The sequence below is a fragment of the Planktotalea frisia genome (assembly GCF_001890925.1).
GTDB classification, from domain to species: Bacteria; Pseudomonadota; Alphaproteobacteria; order Rhodobacterales; family Rhodobacteraceae; genus Planktotalea; species Planktotalea frisia.
The window spans coordinates 85,700-101,789 of sequence record NZ_MLCB01000126.1 but is presented as its reverse complement, the minus strand read 5'-3'; the positions used below and the strand labels follow the sequence as shown (position 1 = coordinate 101,789).

Genomic DNA, 16,090 nt, shown 5'->3' with positions numbered 1-16,090 from the left:
TCAGACAATTTCCGCGTCATAACCCATGAAAAAATTCGGGTTTTGGGGTAGCAGCGGTATAGCGAATAGATCATCCGTGGTTGTGTCGAGGCCATATGTTATAATATAACACATCTCGTCAACACAGTTTCTAAAAGAAAGCACGCAGCCATGGATCCAATCGGATTTACCAATCACGATCATGCGGGCTGCATCAAAGGCACGCTCACTCAAATCGAAACCCATTGCCGCGAAGCAGGGCTGCAATTGACCCCTGTACGCCGTCGCGTGCTTGAAATTCTCTTGCATGAGCATCGCGCGCTTGGGGCCTACGACATCCTTGATAAGTTGCGCGAAGAAGGGCTGGGCTCACAGCCGCCAGTTGCCTATCGCGCGCTGGATTTTCTGGTGAGCCATGGTTTTGTCAATAAGATCGAACGCTTGAACGCTTTTGTTGCATGCGCCCATCCCGGTGAGGTGCACGACCCTGCGTTCCTTATCTGTCGCAAATGCGATGGCGTTGCCGAAGCGCAAACCAAATCCGCGCGTGGGCAGTTGGGTTCCACTGCGAAACTCACAGGTTTCCAGATTGAGCGGGCAGTTTTGGAAGCCGAAGGCATTTGCCCAAATTGCGCAGAAGGGCCAGTTGTATGAGCTTGATCAGCGCTAAAAACATTTCGGTGCGGCGCGGCAAAGCACCGGTTTTGCAAAACGTCACTTTGGAAATCAACGCCGGTGAAATCGTTACAATTGTGGGGCCGAACGGCTCTGGCAAATCGACACTGCTGCGGGCGTTTATCGGTGCCGAACAGCCCTATGAGGGCACGCTTACACGCCAAGACAACCTGCGCATTGGCTACGTTCCGCAAAAACTGCACATCGATGCGACCCTGCCCATGAGTGTGTCGCGTTTCTTGTCCTTGCCGACAAAGGTTTCCAAAGAAACTGCGGACGCAGCGCTTGCCCAAGCAGGCGTTAGCACACTCGCAAAACGTCAGATGAGCGATCTTTCAGGTGGTCAGTTCCAACGCGTTTTACTCGCGCGGGCATTGCTTGGAAAACCGGAACTTTTGATCTTGGACGAAGCGACACAAGGCCTTGATCAACCCGGGTCTGCTGCGTTCTACCGTCAAATAGAGCGCTTGCGCGAAACGCTTGGCTGCGCTGTTTTGATGGTGAGCCACGAGTTGCATGTGGTCATGGCCGCATCTGATCGGGTCATTTGTTTGAACGGGCATGTGTGTTGCGAAGGGGCCCCCGAAGTCGTTGCCTCTGCCCCTGAATATCGCGCTTTGTTTGGGTCCGGCACGCAAGGGGCTTTGGCACTTTATCGACATGATCACGATCATCATCACCATCATCATGGGCATTCCCATGATCACAACGAAACCGAGGACGCGTGATGGACTTTCTCGATAGTTTTCTCGCACGCGCCACACTCGCTGGTCTTGGCGTGGCGCTGGCCGCCGCCCCTTTGGGATGTTTCGTCGTCTGGAGACGCATGGCCTATTTTGGCGAAGCGACCGCGCATGCCTCTATTCTTGGGATCGCTCTGGCGCTGTCCTTTTCTACCTCGATCTTTGGTGGCGTTCTTGTTGTCGCTTTGCTCATGGGATGGATGGTTTCAACCCTATCGGGTCGTGGTTATGCGATGGACACGCTGCTTGGTGTGATGGCGCATTCGGCCTTGGCGATTGGTCTTGTGGCCGTGTCGTTCTTGCAAGGTGTGCGCATAGATTTGATGGCCTACCTTTTTGGCGACATTCTTGCTGTATCACGGCTCGACCTTGCTGTGATCTGGGGCGGTGCTGCTCTTGTTATGTTGATGCTCTGGTGGCGCTGGTCCGCTCTGCTGACCGCAACACTCAGCCCGGATCTGGCCTTTGCTGCCGGGATCGAACCACGGCGCGAACAGATGGTTCTTACCATCGCGCTCGCCCTCGTTGTGGCTGTTGCGATCAAAGTTGTTGGCGTTCTTTTGATCGCTGCGCTTTTGATCATTCCTGCCGCTGCCGCCCGCCCCTTTGCGCGCACGCCTGAACGTATGGCAATCATCGCTGCTGGGATTGGTGGTTTCTCTGCTCTCGCGGGTTTGCGTGCCGCTTATATCTTTGACACGCCCACGGGTCCGACGATTGTGTGCGTCGCTGCCGCTTGCTTTGCGCTTGGCAGTCTGCTCAACCTTCTGCGAGAACCAATCACAGGATAGACCATGAGCACGATCGACATTGAACACCTGCAAAGCTGGCAAAACCGCAGCGAGACGCGTGATGATCTGATCGCGTCTTTTCCCGCGAATGCGCTTGCTGCAACTTTGGATCGTGATGAGATCCATGAAATTGGCGATACGCTTCCCCCGCTATGGCACTGGCTGCATTTTCTGCCAATCCATAAACTAAGCGACAGCGGCTATGATGGTCACGCGGCATTGGGAGGGTTCTTACCCCCTGTCCCACTGCCACGTCGTATGTGGGCAGGCAGTCGTCTGGATTTTCGCGCGCCTGTTTGCATAGGCGCTTCGTTGAGTAAACGCTCGACCGTTAAAAGCGTACGCCATAAGTCTGGACGCAGCGGTGATCTTGTTTTTGTTACCCTCATCCACGAGGTTTTTGTCGGTGATACGCTTTGCATCAACGAAGAGCAGGACATCGTTTATCGTGCACTCCCTGATCCCGACGCGCCCATCGCAGCACCCTCGCCTGCCCCGGAGCGCAGCGATTTTTCTAGAAAAATCGACCCCGACCCGGTTCTGCTGTTCCGCTACTCTGCTCTGACGTTCAACGGCCACCGCATCCATTACGATCATCCGTTTTGCACAGGCACCGAAGGATATGGCGGGCTTGTCGTGCATGGTCCTTTGCTCGCGACCTTGATGCTCGATCTGTTGCGCCGTGAATACCCCGCCTCAGAGGTCACGCATTTCGAGTTCCGCGCGCTCGCACCTGTCTTCGACACGCAGCACTTTTCGGTTCATGGAGCCTACGTGCAAGACAACAAAATCACCCTTTGGATCGCGCGCGAAGACGGCGCTTTGGCGATGCAAGGCCACGCAACCCTCAAGGAGCCGACATGAGCGAAAGCCACCAAGACATCCGCGACGCCGTGCGCGCGCTTTGCGCGGAATTTCCACCTGAATACCACCGCAAGGTCGATGCAGAACGCGGCTATCCTGACGCTTTCGTAGAAGCACTTACCAAAGCCGGATGGATGGCTGCGCTGATCCCTGAGGAATACGGCGGTTCGGGCCTTGGCCTGACCGAGGCGAGCGTGATCATGGAAGAGATCAACCGCTCTGGCGGCAATTCCGGTGCGTGTCACGGGCAAATGTATAATATGGGCACGCTCTTGCGCCACGGCTCGGACGCGCAAAAGCAGAAATACCTGCCACGCATCGCAGCGGGCGAGCTGCGCTTGCAAAGCATGGGCGTGACGGAACCCACCACAGGCACAGACACCACCAAGATCAAAACCAAAGCCGAAAAGCGCGGCGATAAATATGTGATCAACGGGCAAAAGGTCTGGATCAGCCGCGTTCAGCACTCCGATCTGATGATCTTGCTCGCGCGAACCACGCCTTTGGCTGACGTCACGAAAAAGTCGCGTGGCATGTCGATCTTCATCGTCGATCTGCGCGACGCCATCGGCAACGGGCTAGAGGTGAAACCGATCCCGAACATGGTCAACCACGAAACCAACGAACTGTTCTTTGACAACCTCGAAATACCAGCTGAAAATCTTATTGGCGAAGAAGGGATGGGGTTCAAATACATCCTTGATGGGCTGAATGCCGAACGCGCATTGATCGCGGCGGAGTGCATCGGTGATGGGTATTGGTTCATCGAAAAAGTGACAGAGTATGCAAAGACCCGCGAAGTTTTTGGCCGTCCCATAGGTCAAAACCAAGGGGTGCAATTCCCTATCGCAGAAGCACATATCGAAATCGAAGCCGCCAATCTCATGCGCTTTGAGGCCTGCCGTTTGTTCGATGCGGGCGAGCCCTGCGGGGCGCAAGCCAACATGGCGAAATACCTCGCAGCGAAAGCAAGCTGGGAAGCGGCAAACGCCTGCATCCAGTTCCATGGCGGTTTCGGCTTTGCCGCTGAATACGACGTTGAACGCAAATTCCGCGAAACCCGGCTTTATCAAGTGGCACCGATCTCAACCAACCTCATCCTATCCTACGTTGCCGAGCATGTGCTTGGCCTGCCGAGGTCATTCTAAATGTCGCCGCTGGATGGGATCACCGTCATCGCGCTGGAACATGCCGTTGCTGCCCCTTTCGCGAGCCGTCAACTGGCTGATCTCGGCGCGCGTGTCATCAAGATTGAACGGCCAGCAACCGGCGATTTTGCGCGCGGCTATGATACCCGTGCACGCGGCATGTCTTCACATTTTGTGTGGACCAACCGCTCCAAAGAGAGCTTGGCGCTGGATCTGAAATCCGATGCTGGTATGGATATTTTGCGTAAACTTCTGAGCGAAGCAGATGTGCTTGTGCAGAACCTTGCGCCCGGTGCCGCGGACCGCATGGGGCTTGGCTTCGAGGCGCTGCACGACTCGCACGAAAAACTCATCGTTTGCAACGTCTCTGGCTACGGCCCTGATGGACCCGAAACCGATCGCAAGGCTTATGACCTCTTAATCCAAGCCGAAGCCGGGTTTCTATCGATCACAGGCACCGATGCGCACCCCAGCAAGGCAGGCATTTCCGTCGCCGATATCGCCGCTGGCATGTATGCTTATTCCAACATTCTTGCTGCGCTCATTCAACGTGGAAAAACGGGCAAAGGCGTGGAAATCAACATCTCAATGCTGGAAGCTTTGGCAGAATGGATTGGTTATCCGATGTATTACGCCACTGACGACGCCACGCCCCCTGCCCGCGCAGGTGCGGCTCATGCGACGATCTTTCCTTATGGCCCGTTCTTTGCAGGCGATGGCAAGGAGGTCATGCTCGGGCTTCAGAACGCGCGCGAATGGTCGATTTTTTGCAAAGAAATCCTCGATGAACCCGCGTTAGTAACCGACGCGCGCTTTGCCACTAACGCGGATCGCTCTGCGCATAAATTGGAGCTCACGGCGATTATCTTATCTGCTTTTTCCAAATGGACCTCTGAAGAGGTGATCGCCAAGCTCAGCGCAGCAGGCATCGCCAATGCGCGTATGAACGATATGGCGGGGCTTTGGGCGCATCCGCAGTTGCAAGCACGGGACCGCTGGCGTGAGGTCGACAGTCCTGTCGGACCCATGCCTGCGCTGATCCCGCCGGGTGGTTTGGGAGGTGCTGAACCTCGGATGGACGCTATTCCCGCTCTTGGGCAGCAAACTCTTGCGATTTTGCAGGGATTAGGTTTCAAATCAGACGAAATAGACGCCCTGAAAGAGCAAGGCGTGATCTAAGGAAAACCAATGCAGAAATTAACCACGACAGCCGCCGAAATGGTCGCAAAAGCACGCAGCGAAATCCGCGAGATTGAAACGCTTGAGTTGATTGGCATGCTGGATGATCCCAACGTGGTTGTAGTCGATATTCGTGATGTGCGTGAACGTCAGCGTGTCGGCTTTGTTCCCGGCAGCTTTCATGCGCCGCGCGGGATGATCGAATTTTGGGTTGATCCTGACAGCCCCTATTTCAAAGCGATCTTTGGTGAAGACAAACAGTTTGTGTTTCACTGCGCTTCCGGATGGCGCTCTGCTTTGACTGTGCAAACATTGAAGAGCATGGGCTTTGAGGCCGCACATCTACGCGAAGGGTTTTCCACTTGGGAAGCCCAAGGCGGTCCAGTCGAGCGCGCTGAATGAGTGCGTTTCAAACTCCGCAGAAAGCCAACTACGACGTTGTTATCATTGGTGGCGCGATGATGGGGTCGTCTACCGCTTGGTTCCTTTCAACGAACCCGGACTTTGACGGCTCATGCCTCGTGATTGAGATGGACAGCAGCTATGTCAACAGCTCTACCGCGCATACGAATTCCTGCATGCGCCAGCAGTTCTCCAATGAGTTGAACGTGCGTATCTCGCAATTTGCGGCGGATTTCGTAAAGAACATTCGTGAGTATATGGGTGGCGACACGCGCGTGCCTGAGCTCGATATTCAAAACTACGGCTATATGTATTTGGCTGATAACGACGGTTTCGCAAATGTGCTGCGCGAGAACCAGCAGGTGCAACTCGCCGCTGGTGCAGAGACGCAGTTGCTGAGCGCGCAAGAGATAAAAGCACGCTATCCTTTTTATAGCGTCGATGACGTGGTGCTCGGCTCCATTAACCTCAAAGACGAAGGATATTGGGACGGTGGCACTGTGTTTGACTGGTGGCGGCGCTCTGCGAAAGACAATGGCGTCGAATATGTCACCAACCGCGCGGTTGCGATGAATGTGGAGGGTGGCAAAGTGCGCTCGATCACTTTGGAAACCGGTGAGGTGATCGAATGCGGCCAAGTGGTGAACGCTTCTGGCCCACGTGGTGCGCTAACCGCAAAAATGGCGGGGATCGAGTTGCCCGTTGAACCACGCAAACGCTTCACTTGGATCTTCAGTGCAGAGCAACCGCTGGATCAGGATCTTCCGCTGACGATTGACCCATCAGGGGTGCACTTCCGTCAAGATGGCCCGAAAACATATCTCGCGGGTGGCCCGCCAGAGCCAGAGGATGACGTCCCTGTTGATCCAAACGATTTCACGATGGATCATGGTCGTTGGGAAAACCACGTTTGGCCAATTATTGCGACGCGCATTCCACAGTTTGAGGCGATCAAGATCGTCACGGAATGGGCAGGGCATTATGCCTACAACACGTTTGATAAGAATGCGGTCCTTGGCGCGCATCCTGAGATCACGAACTTCGTTTTCCTGAATGGCTTTTCCGGTCACGGTTTGCAGCAAAGCCCTGCGATGGGGCGCGCGACGGCGGAATGGCTGGTCTGCGGCGAATATCGCTCACTTGATATGGCTCCATTCGGGTTCGAGCGGATCACCTCTGGTCATACTTTTGAGGAGAAAGCGATAATTTGATCAAATTTAAAGAAAAGTAGGGAAAATCTTCATCAACTGCGGCAATGCATACAACGGTATACTGTAGACGATTCTAAATTGATCCTTTAGAGACAGGCCAACTCCCGATCTTATGAGGTTTTCCATGTCCGATATTATCTACACCAAAGTTGACGAAGCACCGGAACTTGCGTCCGCATCCTTCTTGCCGATCATCCAGAAATTCGCCTCTGCGGCGGGCGTGTCTGTTGGCACTAAAGACATCTCGCTCGCGGGCCGCATCTTGGCAACGTTCCCAGAGGCGTTGAGCGCAGAGCAGCAGCAATCAGACGATCTTGCTGAGCTTGGCAAATTGGTAAAAACGCCTGACGCCAACGTAATCAAACTTCCCAACATTTCAGCCTCTGTGCCGCAATTGGTTGAAGCAGTGAAAGAACTGCAATCGCAAGGTTTCGCACTTCCTGATTACCCAGAAGCGCCATCCACCGAAGCGGAAAAAGCGATCCGTGCGAAATACGACACGATCAAAGGTTCTGCCGTTAACCCTGTTCTGCGCGAAGGCAACTCTGATCGCCGCGCGGCGAAAGCTGTCAAAAGCTACGCGCAAAGCAACCCGCACCGCATGGGCGCGTGGACAGGCGCAAGCAAAACGCGTGTGTCTTCGATGACAGGCGGCGACTTCTTCTCTAACGAGAAATCCGCGACACTCGCGAAAGAGGCAACCGCTAAGATCGTGCTGGAAACAGCAACTGGTGAAACTGTACTGAAAGAGGGTATCAGCTACCCCGCAGGCACAGTTGTCGATGCGACCTTCATGAGCGCAGCCGCCCTTGATACGTTCCTCGCGCAGGAAATCGCGAGCACCAAGGAAGAGGGCACGCTCTTCTCCTTGCACATGAAAGCCACGATGATGAAGGTTTCCGACCCGATCATCTTTGGTCACGCGGTTAAGGTCTTTCTCAAACCTGTCTTCGACATCTACGGCCCTGAAATGGCAGACCTTGGTGTGAACCCGAATTCCGGCTTGGGCGACCTGCTTGAGCGCGTAAAGGGCAAGCCTGAGATCATGTCCGCGATTGACGCATGCATGAACAAGCGCCCGCCCATGTATATGGTGGACAGCGACAAAGGCATCACCAACCTGCATGTTCCCTCTGACGTGATTATTGACGCATCCATGCCCGCGTTGATCCGCGCAGGCGGCAAAGGTTGGGGGCCTGACGGCAAAGAGAGCGATACAAACTGCGTCATTCCCGACAACTCGTATGCCCCGATCTATGACGAATCCATTAAGTTCTTCAAAGAAAATGGCGCGCTGAACCCAGCGACCGCAGGCACAGTGCAAAACATCGGCCTGATGGCGCAAAAGGCGGAAGAGTACGGCTCTCACCCGACAACCTTCGAAATGCCCGCCGCTGGCACGGTCAAAATGATCCTCGATGATGGCACGGTTTTGCATGAGCACAAGGTTGAAGAGGGTGACATCTGGCGCTCTGCCTCCACGCGCAAGGCTCCTATCGAAGATTGGGTCAACCTCGCCATTTCACGTCAAAAGGCCGAAGGCATTGAAGCGATTTTCTGGCTCGACGCAGACCGCGCGCATGACGCGGAGCTGATTGCTTACGTGACACCGATCCTAGAGGCGCAGGGCGTTGCGGATAAGTTCCAGATCATGGCCCCACGCGAAGCGACACGCGCCTCGCTGGAGACGATCACGAAGGGTGAAAATTCCATCGCGATCACCGGCAACGTATTGCGTGACTACCTGACGGACCTGTTCCCGATCCTTGAGCTTGCGACCTCGGCCAAGATGCTCTCCATCGTGAAACTGATGAACGGCGGCGGTCTGTTTGAAACAGGTGCTGGTGGCTCTGCCCCCAAGCACGTGCAGCAGCTCATGGAAGAGAACCACTTGCGTTGGGACAGCCTTGGCGAGTTTTGCGCATTGGGTGAGAGCCTGAAGTTCCTCGCCGATGCCAAAGGCAACGAAAAGGCACGTGTGCTGGGTCTTGCCGTAGAAGCTGCGACGCAAGGCATTCTCGACAACGGCAATTCACCGTCGCGTAAAGTCGGTGAGCCGGACAACCGCGACAGCCACTACTGGTTCGCGCGCTATTGGGCCGATGCATTGGCGACACAAAGCGATGATGCCGAGCTTGCCGCACATTTCGTACCAATCGCGCAGGCGCTTGCGTCCGGTGAGACTGCGATCTTGTCCGAGTTGGCAGGCGCGCAAGGCCCTGCCGTTGACCTGGGTGGTTATTATCACGGCAATGCTGCGAAAACAGCTGCTGTGATGCGTCCGTCTGCGACGCTGAACGCGATCATTGGTTAACGAAATATGGGTCGTGCGTTGTGAAAAGCGCGCGACCTTTCCTCGTTAGCTCAGGTCTACGACTGGCAACCGACGCGCCACGAGAGCGCTGATGGCGAGCATGAACCCCGCCACGAATAGACATAGCGTCAATCCCCCCAACTGATAACTCACTCCTGAGAGAACAGTGCCAATGAGCCGTCCGGCTGCGTTGGCCATATAGTAGAACCCAACGTCCAGAGTGACACGTTCTGCTGTTGTGAAGCGTAAGATCAGATAAGAATGCAGCGCTGAATTTAGTGCGAACAGCGCGCCAAAAAGGAAAAGACCAAGCACGACGAGCAAAGTTAATCCTGAAGCCTCAAACCAGACCAAAAGTGCCAACGCCAAGGGCAAAATCGCAAGGCTTGCTGCCAGCCCCGACGCGCTTTGCACTGGTAATTTCGACAGCAGCTTTGGCGCAAATCCCTGCACCACACCGTAGCTGATCACCCAGAGCGCCATGAAGCTACCGATCATAAAGAATGCGGCTTTGTTGCCTGCCTCCGTGCCATCCGACCAGACTGAGTAGAAGTAGATCGGGATGCCAACGACGAACCACACGTCGCGCGCTGCAAATAGGAATACCCGCGCGAGGCTGAGCCAGTTCACGTCCACATTTTTTGAGAAAACAGCGCTGAATTTCACACCTTTCATGCCTTTGGGTAGGCCATCCGGCATCCTCAGCATCACCAAGGCAAGGATCACCGTTAAAACGCTCGCCATCACAAAGACCGCCCCCTTGAACCCAAGCACCGCGAGCAACGCCGCACCGAGCAAAAAGCCCAAACCCTTCACCGCATTCTTGGAACCGGTTAGCACAGCCACCCATTTGAACAACGCGCCGTCCTTGCTAGGTGCGAGCAGTTTCACAGCCGACTTGCTGCTCATCTTGGCGAGATCCTTTGCGACACCGGAAAGCCCTTGCACGCACATCACGAAGATGACTGACCCTGCGACGCTCCACGAGGGGTCAAGCTGTGCCAAAGCGAGCAGCGCAATGATTTGCAATTCCAGCCCCGCGTAAAGTGTGCGCGTCAAACCAAAGCGCGCGGCGAGCCAACCAGCACAGAGGTTGGTGACAACCCCCGCTATCTCGTAGAGCACAAAAAGATAGGCAAGCTGAACCGGTGAAAAGCCAAGCGTGTGGAAGTGCAAGAGCACGAGCATCCGCAGGGCACCATCCGTGAGCATGAACGCCCAATAGGCGGCCGTTACGACCAGATAGGCCGCAAAACCCGCCCGCCTGCTCACAGAGCGTCGCCCACCATACGCGCCACGTCGACAAGGCGGTTCGCGTAGCCCCATTCATTGTCATACCAGGCATAGATTTTCACCTGTGTGCCGTTGATGACCATCGTAGACGGACCGTCGATGATCGTGCTGCGCGGATCATTCACGTAATCCGCAGAGACAAGTGGGCGGGTCTCGTAACCAAGGATCCCCTTGAGCGCGCCCTCGGACGCTTCTTTAAAGAACGCGTTTACCTCGTCTGTGGTCGTTGCCCGCTCTACCTCGAACACACAATCTGTCAGCGAGGCATTGAGCAAAGGCACGCGCACTGCGTGGCCGTTTAACTTACCCTTTAGTTCAGGATAAATCAGGGTGATTGCTGTGGCAGACCCTGTGGTGGTTGGGATCAAAGAGTTGAGTGCCGAACGCGCGCGGCGAAGATCCTTTGCAGGGCGATCAACGATCGTTTGCGTGTTGGTGACATCATGGATCGACGTGATTGAGCCGTGCTTGATCCCAAGGTTTTCATGAATGACTTTCACGACGGGGGCGAGACAATTGGTTGTACAAGACGCCGCTGTAACGATGTTTTGCGTGTTCGGATCATAGTCATGATTGTTCACGCCATAGACGATATTTGCCGCATTGCCGTCTTTAACAGGGGCGGAGACGATGACCTTTTTAACGCCAGCAGCAAAATATGGCGCGAGCTTGGCTTTGGTTTTAAACGCGCCCGTGCAATCAATGACCACATCGACGCCTTTGAGCGGCAGTTCGTCGAGATTGCGTGTTTTGCAAAGCGAAAGTTGTGTGCCATCAATCGTTATGCTGTTGTCGTCGTAGGTGAAGTCTGCGTTCCATCGGCCATGCACAGTGTCAAATTCCAGCAAATGCGCGTGCATTTCTGGATCGCCTACTGCGTCATTGAGAAACGCGATTTCAGCACCACTTTCGAGCAGCGGGCGCAGCGCTAATTTTCCGATACGGCCGAGACCATTGATTGCATAAGTTGTCATGAGCGTTTCCTTAGGCCCTGTATGTAACAGAATGATGATGGGTGCGTGCTATCACGCACATTACGAAGATTCATCTGATCTTAACTGTGAACATGCAAGTTTTCCCATATGTCCAATTACATTCGCCCCCAAATCCCCGGTGCGACGGTGTTCTTCTCCGTTTGCATACGCGCGCAAGGTTCTGATTTGCTCTTGCGTGAAATTCACTTGTTGCGCAGCGCTGTATCGCGCACTTTGCGCGAACGACCAGTCACTGTGAACGCATGGGTCGTCCTGCCAGACCACATGCATTGCATATGGACGATGCCACCTGGTGATCATGATTATTCAACCCGTTGGCGGATCATCAAAGCACGTTTTTCACACGGATTGCCTAAAGGTCCGCTACGCGCAAGTGATCTAAAGCGCAAAGAGCGCGGGATTTGGAACCGGCGCTTTTGGGAGCATCATATTCGTGGCAAAACGGATTTTGATGCGCATATGGAACATTGCTGGATGGACCCAGTTCGCCATGGTTTGGTTCAAAAGCCCGAACATTGGGAATTCACGTCTTTCGCAAAGCTAAAAAGAGCGACAGCGTAAGGTGCGTGATACCACGCACCTTACCATCAGCCATCCATCTTAAGCGCAGAGATAAACGCCTCTTGCGGAATATCGACCTTACCGAATTGACGCATCTTCTTCTTACCCGCCTTCTGCTTTTCCAGCAGCTTCTTCTTTCGGGTCGCATCGCCACCATAACACTTGGCCGTCACGTCCTTGCGCATCGCAGACAGAGTCTCGCGCGCAATGACTTTACCGCCAATCGCCGCTTGGATCGGAATTTTAAACATGTGACGCGGTATCAAATCTTTGAGCTTTTCGACCATCGCCCGCCCGCGCATTTCAGCACGATCGCGGTGCACCATCGTAGAGAGCGCATCAACAGGTTCATCGTTCACAAGGATCGACATTTTCACCAAGAAGTCCTGACGATACCCCATCATCTGATAATCAAACGACGCATAGCCCTTCGTCACAGACTTCAGACGATCATAAAAATCAAAAACCACCTCGTTCAAAGGCAAATCATAAACCACCATAGCGCGTGTACCCGCGTAGGTTAGGTCTTCCTGAATGCCGCGACGATCTTGGCACAGCTTCAAAACATCGCCCAAATACTCATCGGGCACCAGAATCGTTGCTTTGATACGCGGTTCTTGCATGTGATCGACAAACGTCAAATCAGGCATGTCAGCAGGATTGTGTAACTCCTGCATCGTACCATCCTTCATGTGGATATGATAAATCACCGACGGTGCAGTCGTGATCAACTCGATGTCATATTCGCGCTCGATCCGGTCGCGGATCACTTCCAAATGCAAAAGCCCAAGGAAGCCACAGCGAAAACCAAAACCAAGCGCCGCTGATGTTTCCATCTCAAAAGAGAAACTCGCATCATTCAAAGCGAGCTTATCAATCGCATCGCGTAGGTCTTCGAACTCGGCACTATCCACCGGGAACAGCCCACAAAAGACAACGGGTTGCGCAGGCTTAAAGCCCGGCAAAGCATCCTCTGTGCCCTTCTTTTCGTGCGTTATTGTATCACCCACACGTGTGTCGCGCACTTGCTTGATCGAGGCGGTCAGAAACCCGATCTCGCCCGGCCCAAGTTCGTCAATCTCTTCACGCTGGGGCTTGAATACACCGATACGATCCACGTGGTGGACCGAACCGTTAGAGAGCATCTTGATCCGCTCACCCTTTTTCAACACACCATCAATAATGCGCACAAGGACGATGACACCGAGATAAGCGTCATACCAACTGTCCACGAGCATCGCTTTCAGCGGCGCATTACGCTCGCCCTTGGGCGCGGGCAATTTCTTGACAATCGCTTCTAAAGTCTCGTGGATGCCCTGCCCTGTCTTCGCCGACACTTGGATAGCATCCGTCGCATCAAGGCCAATCACATCTTCAATCTGCTCCGCCACGCGGTCGCAATCGGACGCGGGCAGATCAATCTTGTTCAAGATAGACACAATCTCATGATCCGCATCCATCGCGTGATAAACGTTCGCCAATGTCTGCGCTTCCACGCCTTGCGATGAATCAACCACCAGCAATGACCCTTCGACCGCGCGCATTGAGCGTGACACTTCGTAAGCGAAATCCACGTGGCCGGGTGTGTCGATCAAATTGAGCACATAATTTTCGCCATCATCGGCTTTGTAGTCAATGCGCACCGTGTTGGCCTTGATGGTAATCCCGCGCTCGCGCTCGATATCCATGCTATCAAGCATCTGCTCTTGCATATCGCGATCCTTCACCGTGCCCGTCTCTTGAATGAGCCGGTCAGCAAGGGTGGATTTACCGTGGTCAATATGCGCCACGATCGAGAAATTACGGATTTTGTTCAGCTCTGTCATAAGTTGGATATGAGTTGGTTTCACGCCTTGGTCAAGGTGGCGAATGCGTCGCGCTTTGCCCATCGTTTTGGCAAAGCTCTGCCGACGCATCGCTTGAATTGAAATGTCGCTGTTTTTGCTCTATATATTCAGTGAGAGTAGCTGGCATGTGAGACGATGGGCATAGATCCGCGCCCATGCCGACAAAAAGGCAGAGATTATGAAACACATCATTTTGTCGCTCGCTTTGGCAGGCGTACTAGCTCCTGTGGTTCCGGCCCCGCTAGACGCAGGTACAATCACGCGCGCTTGCATGAAATCAGACCGCAAAGCCGCGAATCGCAGGCTGTGCAATTGCATCCAAAAAGCAGCGCGCGGCACCTTGAGTTCATCAGACCAGCGTTTGGCAGCGACCTTCTTTAAAGACCCGCATCGCAGTCAAGAAATCCGCCAATCTGATCGCACGAGCCATGAAACATTTTGGAAGCGCTACAAGAAATTCGGCTCTCGCGCGCAGCAGATGTGCTCTTAACACGTAAATCATGAGCAAGATTGTCATCCTGACCGGAGCAGGCATTTCCGCCGAAAGCGGCCTTGGCACCTTTCGTGATGAAGGCGGGCTTTGGGCACAGCATCGGATTGAGGATGTCGCAACGCCAGAAGGTTTCGCGCGCAACCCTGACTTGGTGCATCAGTTTTACAATGCGCGGCGTGCACAATCACGCATGGCAAAGCCCAATCCAGCTCACTTTGCATTGGCAAAGCTTCAAAAAGAGCATCAAGGCGCTGTCATTCTCGTCACGCAAAACGTCGATAGCTTGCATGAGGCCGCAGGCGCACAAAACGTGATGCACATGCATGGCTTTCTGGATGGCGCACTCTGTGCGCGGTGTGATGCCCGTTGGCAAGCGCCCCTCGTGATGGAAAAAACCATGAACTGCCCCACATGCAACCGACAAACAACGCGACCTGATATCGTGTGGTTTGGCGAAATGCCCTACCAAATGGATGAGATTTACCAGCACTTGAGCGAGGCTGATCTTTTCGTTGCGATCGGCACCTCTGGCAACGTATATCCAGCCGCTGGTTTCGTCCAAGAAGCAACAGCATCAGGTGCTGACACGCTAGAGCTTAATCTAGAGCCCAGCGCGACAATCTCTGAATTCGCTCAAGCCCAGTTCGGCAAAGCGAGCAAGATCGTTCCAAGCTGGGTCGAAACGATCTTATCTTAAGAAACGCCTCTATTTATCAGCGCTGTGACCCGAGTGATCCGTATCACTAGGTGTCATCGCACCATGATCTTGGCGCTCTGAATCCACAGGAATTTGCACAACCATCTCGCCAGCTTTTTCAAAAGTCACTGTCACTTCGACGCTTTCACCCTGAACCATGTCCTGAGTCAGCCCCATGAACATCACGTGATCGCCACCGCGCGTCAGCCGATGCATGCCACCTGCGGGGATCACAAAGCCGTCTTCGACTTCCATCATCTTCATCACGCCTTCCCCCATGTCCTTGTGAGTGTGGAGCTCAACGCGTTTGGCAATGTCCGACGCCACACTGATCAATCGATCATCTTCAGCGGTGTGGTTCATAATCTGCATAAAGGCCGCACCTGACTTTGCACCTTTCATGGCAGTACGCACGTAGGCGTCATTGATCATAATGTCGCCAGCATAGACTGGAAACGCGAAGATTACCGTCGCAAAAAGGGTCGAAATTTTGGGGCCGAGGGACATCATGTCTCTCCTTATCTGTCTAAAGGTTTGAAATCGAGTTAACTCAATCCGTGACAGGTGGCCCCCGCGCCATAGGCGTCCCAAGCCGAACAGTTGCCTGTTTCAAAACGCGCTCCACCGAACGCAATTCAGACCAAACAACACGCTTGCTCATCACAGGCGCATCTAGCGCGACAGCCACGATCAAAGATAACGCATATTCAGGACAAATCTGTGGCGCACCTGTCGGTTCACCATTGGCATCAATATAAATCATCATCGGGCCGTTGCCCGTGCAGATCACCATCTGCCCTGAGGCATCAGGCATCGTACGCGCAGCCGCAGCGCTTTGAGCGGTCAACACAACAAGCGCTACTAGAAGGCTACTAATGATTTGAGAAACACGTTTCAT

At 54.1% G+C, this 16,090-nt stretch carries 17 protein-coding genes; 12 read left to right on the top strand and 5 right to left on the bottom strand.

The window, feature by feature from the left end; translation table 11 throughout:
* Positions 1-150 precede the first annotated feature (150 nt).
* The 9 genes from PFRI_RS09445 (at position 151) to PFRI_RS09405 (ending at position 9,306) form a co-directional block, all read left to right on the top strand.
* Positions 151-633, top strand: coding sequence for a Fur family transcriptional regulator (locus PFRI_RS09445; protein ID WP_072630452.1), 483 nt, complete (start codon positions 151-153; stop codon positions 631-633).
* A complete protein-coding gene (locus PFRI_RS09440) occupies positions 630-1,382 on the top strand; it encodes an ATP-binding cassette domain-containing protein (RefSeq protein WP_072630451.1) in 753 nt (250 codons plus the stop codon). The genes PFRI_RS09445 and PFRI_RS09440 overlap by 4 nt, the downstream gene beginning before the upstream one ends.
* Entirely contained in the window at positions 1,382-2,188 is an 807-nt protein-coding gene (locus PFRI_RS09435) for a metal ABC transporter permease (RefSeq protein ID WP_072630450.1), read from the top strand. The genes PFRI_RS09440 and PFRI_RS09435 overlap by 1 nt, the downstream gene beginning before the upstream one ends.
* Positions 2,189-2,191: 3 nt before the next feature.
* Positions 2,192-3,052: an HTD2 family dehydratase gene (locus PFRI_RS09430; protein ID WP_072630449.1), complete on the top strand. Its 861-nt coding sequence runs from the start codon at positions 2,192-2,194 to the stop codon at positions 3,050-3,052.
* Positions 3,049-4,200 (top strand): acyl-CoA dehydrogenase family protein, encoded by a 1,152-nt coding sequence (locus PFRI_RS09425; RefSeq protein WP_072630448.1) that lies wholly within the window; start codon positions 3,049-3,051, stop codon positions 4,198-4,200. Before PFRI_RS09430 ends, PFRI_RS09425 begins: the two co-directional genes overlap by 4 nt.
* Positions 4,201-5,379, top strand: a complete 1,179-nt coding sequence (locus tag PFRI_RS09420) for a CaiB/BaiF CoA transferase family protein (RefSeq protein ID WP_072630447.1) — start codon at positions 4,201-4,203, stop codon at positions 5,377-5,379.
* 9 nt (positions 5,380-5,388) lie between these two features.
* Positions 5,389-5,781, top strand: a complete 393-nt coding sequence (locus PFRI_RS09415) for a rhodanese-like domain-containing protein (RefSeq protein ID WP_072630446.1) — start codon at positions 5,389-5,391, stop codon at positions 5,779-5,781.
* Positions 5,778-6,992, top strand: a complete 1,215-nt coding sequence (locus PFRI_RS09410; RefSeq protein ID WP_072630445.1) for an NAD(P)/FAD-dependent oxidoreductase — start codon at positions 5,778-5,780, stop codon at positions 6,990-6,992. Before PFRI_RS09415 ends, PFRI_RS09410 begins: the two co-directional genes overlap by 4 nt.
* Before the next feature lie 124 nt (positions 6,993-7,116).
* Positions 7,117-9,306 carry an NADP-dependent isocitrate dehydrogenase gene (locus PFRI_RS09405; RefSeq protein WP_084649658.1) on the top strand — a complete coding sequence of 730 codons (2,190 nt, stop codon included), beginning with the start codon at positions 7,117-7,119 and terminating at the stop codon, positions 9,304-9,306.
* A gap of 45 nt (positions 9,307-9,351) precedes the next feature.
* Here PFRI_RS09405 and arsJ read toward each other — a convergent pair whose 3' ends face one another.
* The gene (gene arsJ, locus PFRI_RS09400) at positions 9,352-10,578 is read right to left on the bottom strand and encodes an organoarsenical effux MFS transporter ArsJ (RefSeq protein ID WP_072630443.1); all 1,227 of its coding nucleotides are present in this window, start codon (positions 10,576-10,578) and stop codon (positions 9,352-9,354) included.
* Positions 10,575-11,573, bottom strand: coding sequence for an ArsJ-associated glyceraldehyde-3-phosphate dehydrogenase (locus tag PFRI_RS09395; RefSeq protein ID WP_072630442.1), 999 nt, complete (start codon positions 11,571-11,573; stop codon positions 10,575-10,577). Before PFRI_RS09395 ends, arsJ begins: the two co-directional genes overlap by 4 nt.
* A gap of 108 nt (positions 11,574-11,681) precedes the next feature.
* On the opposite strand from PFRI_RS09395, the gene PFRI_RS09390 reads away from it, so the two are divergent.
* Positions 11,682-12,155, top strand: coding sequence for an REP-associated tyrosine transposase (locus PFRI_RS09390; protein ID WP_072630441.1), 474 nt, complete (start codon positions 11,682-11,684; stop codon positions 12,153-12,155).
* 26 nt (positions 12,156-12,181) lie between these two features.
* Here the strand turns inward: PFRI_RS09390 and lepA are convergent, their stop codons facing one another.
* Positions 12,182-13,981 carry a translation elongation factor 4 gene (gene lepA / locus PFRI_RS09385; RefSeq protein ID WP_072630459.1) on the bottom strand — a complete coding sequence of 600 codons (1,800 nt, stop codon included), beginning with the start codon at positions 13,979-13,981 and terminating at the stop codon, positions 12,182-12,184.
* A 199-nt stretch (positions 13,982-14,180) separates the two neighbouring features.
* Between lepA and PFRI_RS09380 the strand changes: the two genes are divergently transcribed.
* Together PFRI_RS09380 and PFRI_RS09375 are read left to right on the top strand one after the other, a co-directional pair.
* Entirely contained in the window at positions 14,181-14,492 is a 312-nt protein-coding gene (locus tag PFRI_RS09380) for a hypothetical protein (RefSeq protein ID WP_072630440.1), read from the top strand.
* A gap of 10 nt (positions 14,493-14,502) precedes the next feature.
* Positions 14,503-15,192 (top strand): NAD-dependent deacylase, encoded by a 690-nt coding sequence (locus PFRI_RS09375; protein ID WP_072630439.1) that lies wholly within the window; start codon positions 14,503-14,505, stop codon positions 15,190-15,192.
* A gap of 9 nt (positions 15,193-15,201) precedes the next feature.
* On the opposite strand, the gene PFRI_RS09370 is transcribed toward PFRI_RS09375, so the two are convergent.
* Together PFRI_RS09370 and PFRI_RS09365 are read right to left on the bottom strand one after the other, a co-directional pair.
* On the bottom strand, positions 15,202-15,699 hold the full coding sequence (locus PFRI_RS09370; RefSeq protein WP_072630458.1) for a copper chaperone PCu(A)C: 498 nt from the start codon (positions 15,697-15,699) through the stop codon (positions 15,202-15,204).
* Positions 15,700-15,742: 43 nt separating this feature from the next.
* On the bottom strand, positions 15,743-16,039 hold the full coding sequence (locus tag PFRI_RS09365) for a hypothetical protein (protein ID WP_139292111.1): 297 nt from the start codon (positions 16,037-16,039) through the stop codon (positions 15,743-15,745).
* Between the last annotated feature and the right edge of the window lie 51 nt (positions 16,040-16,090).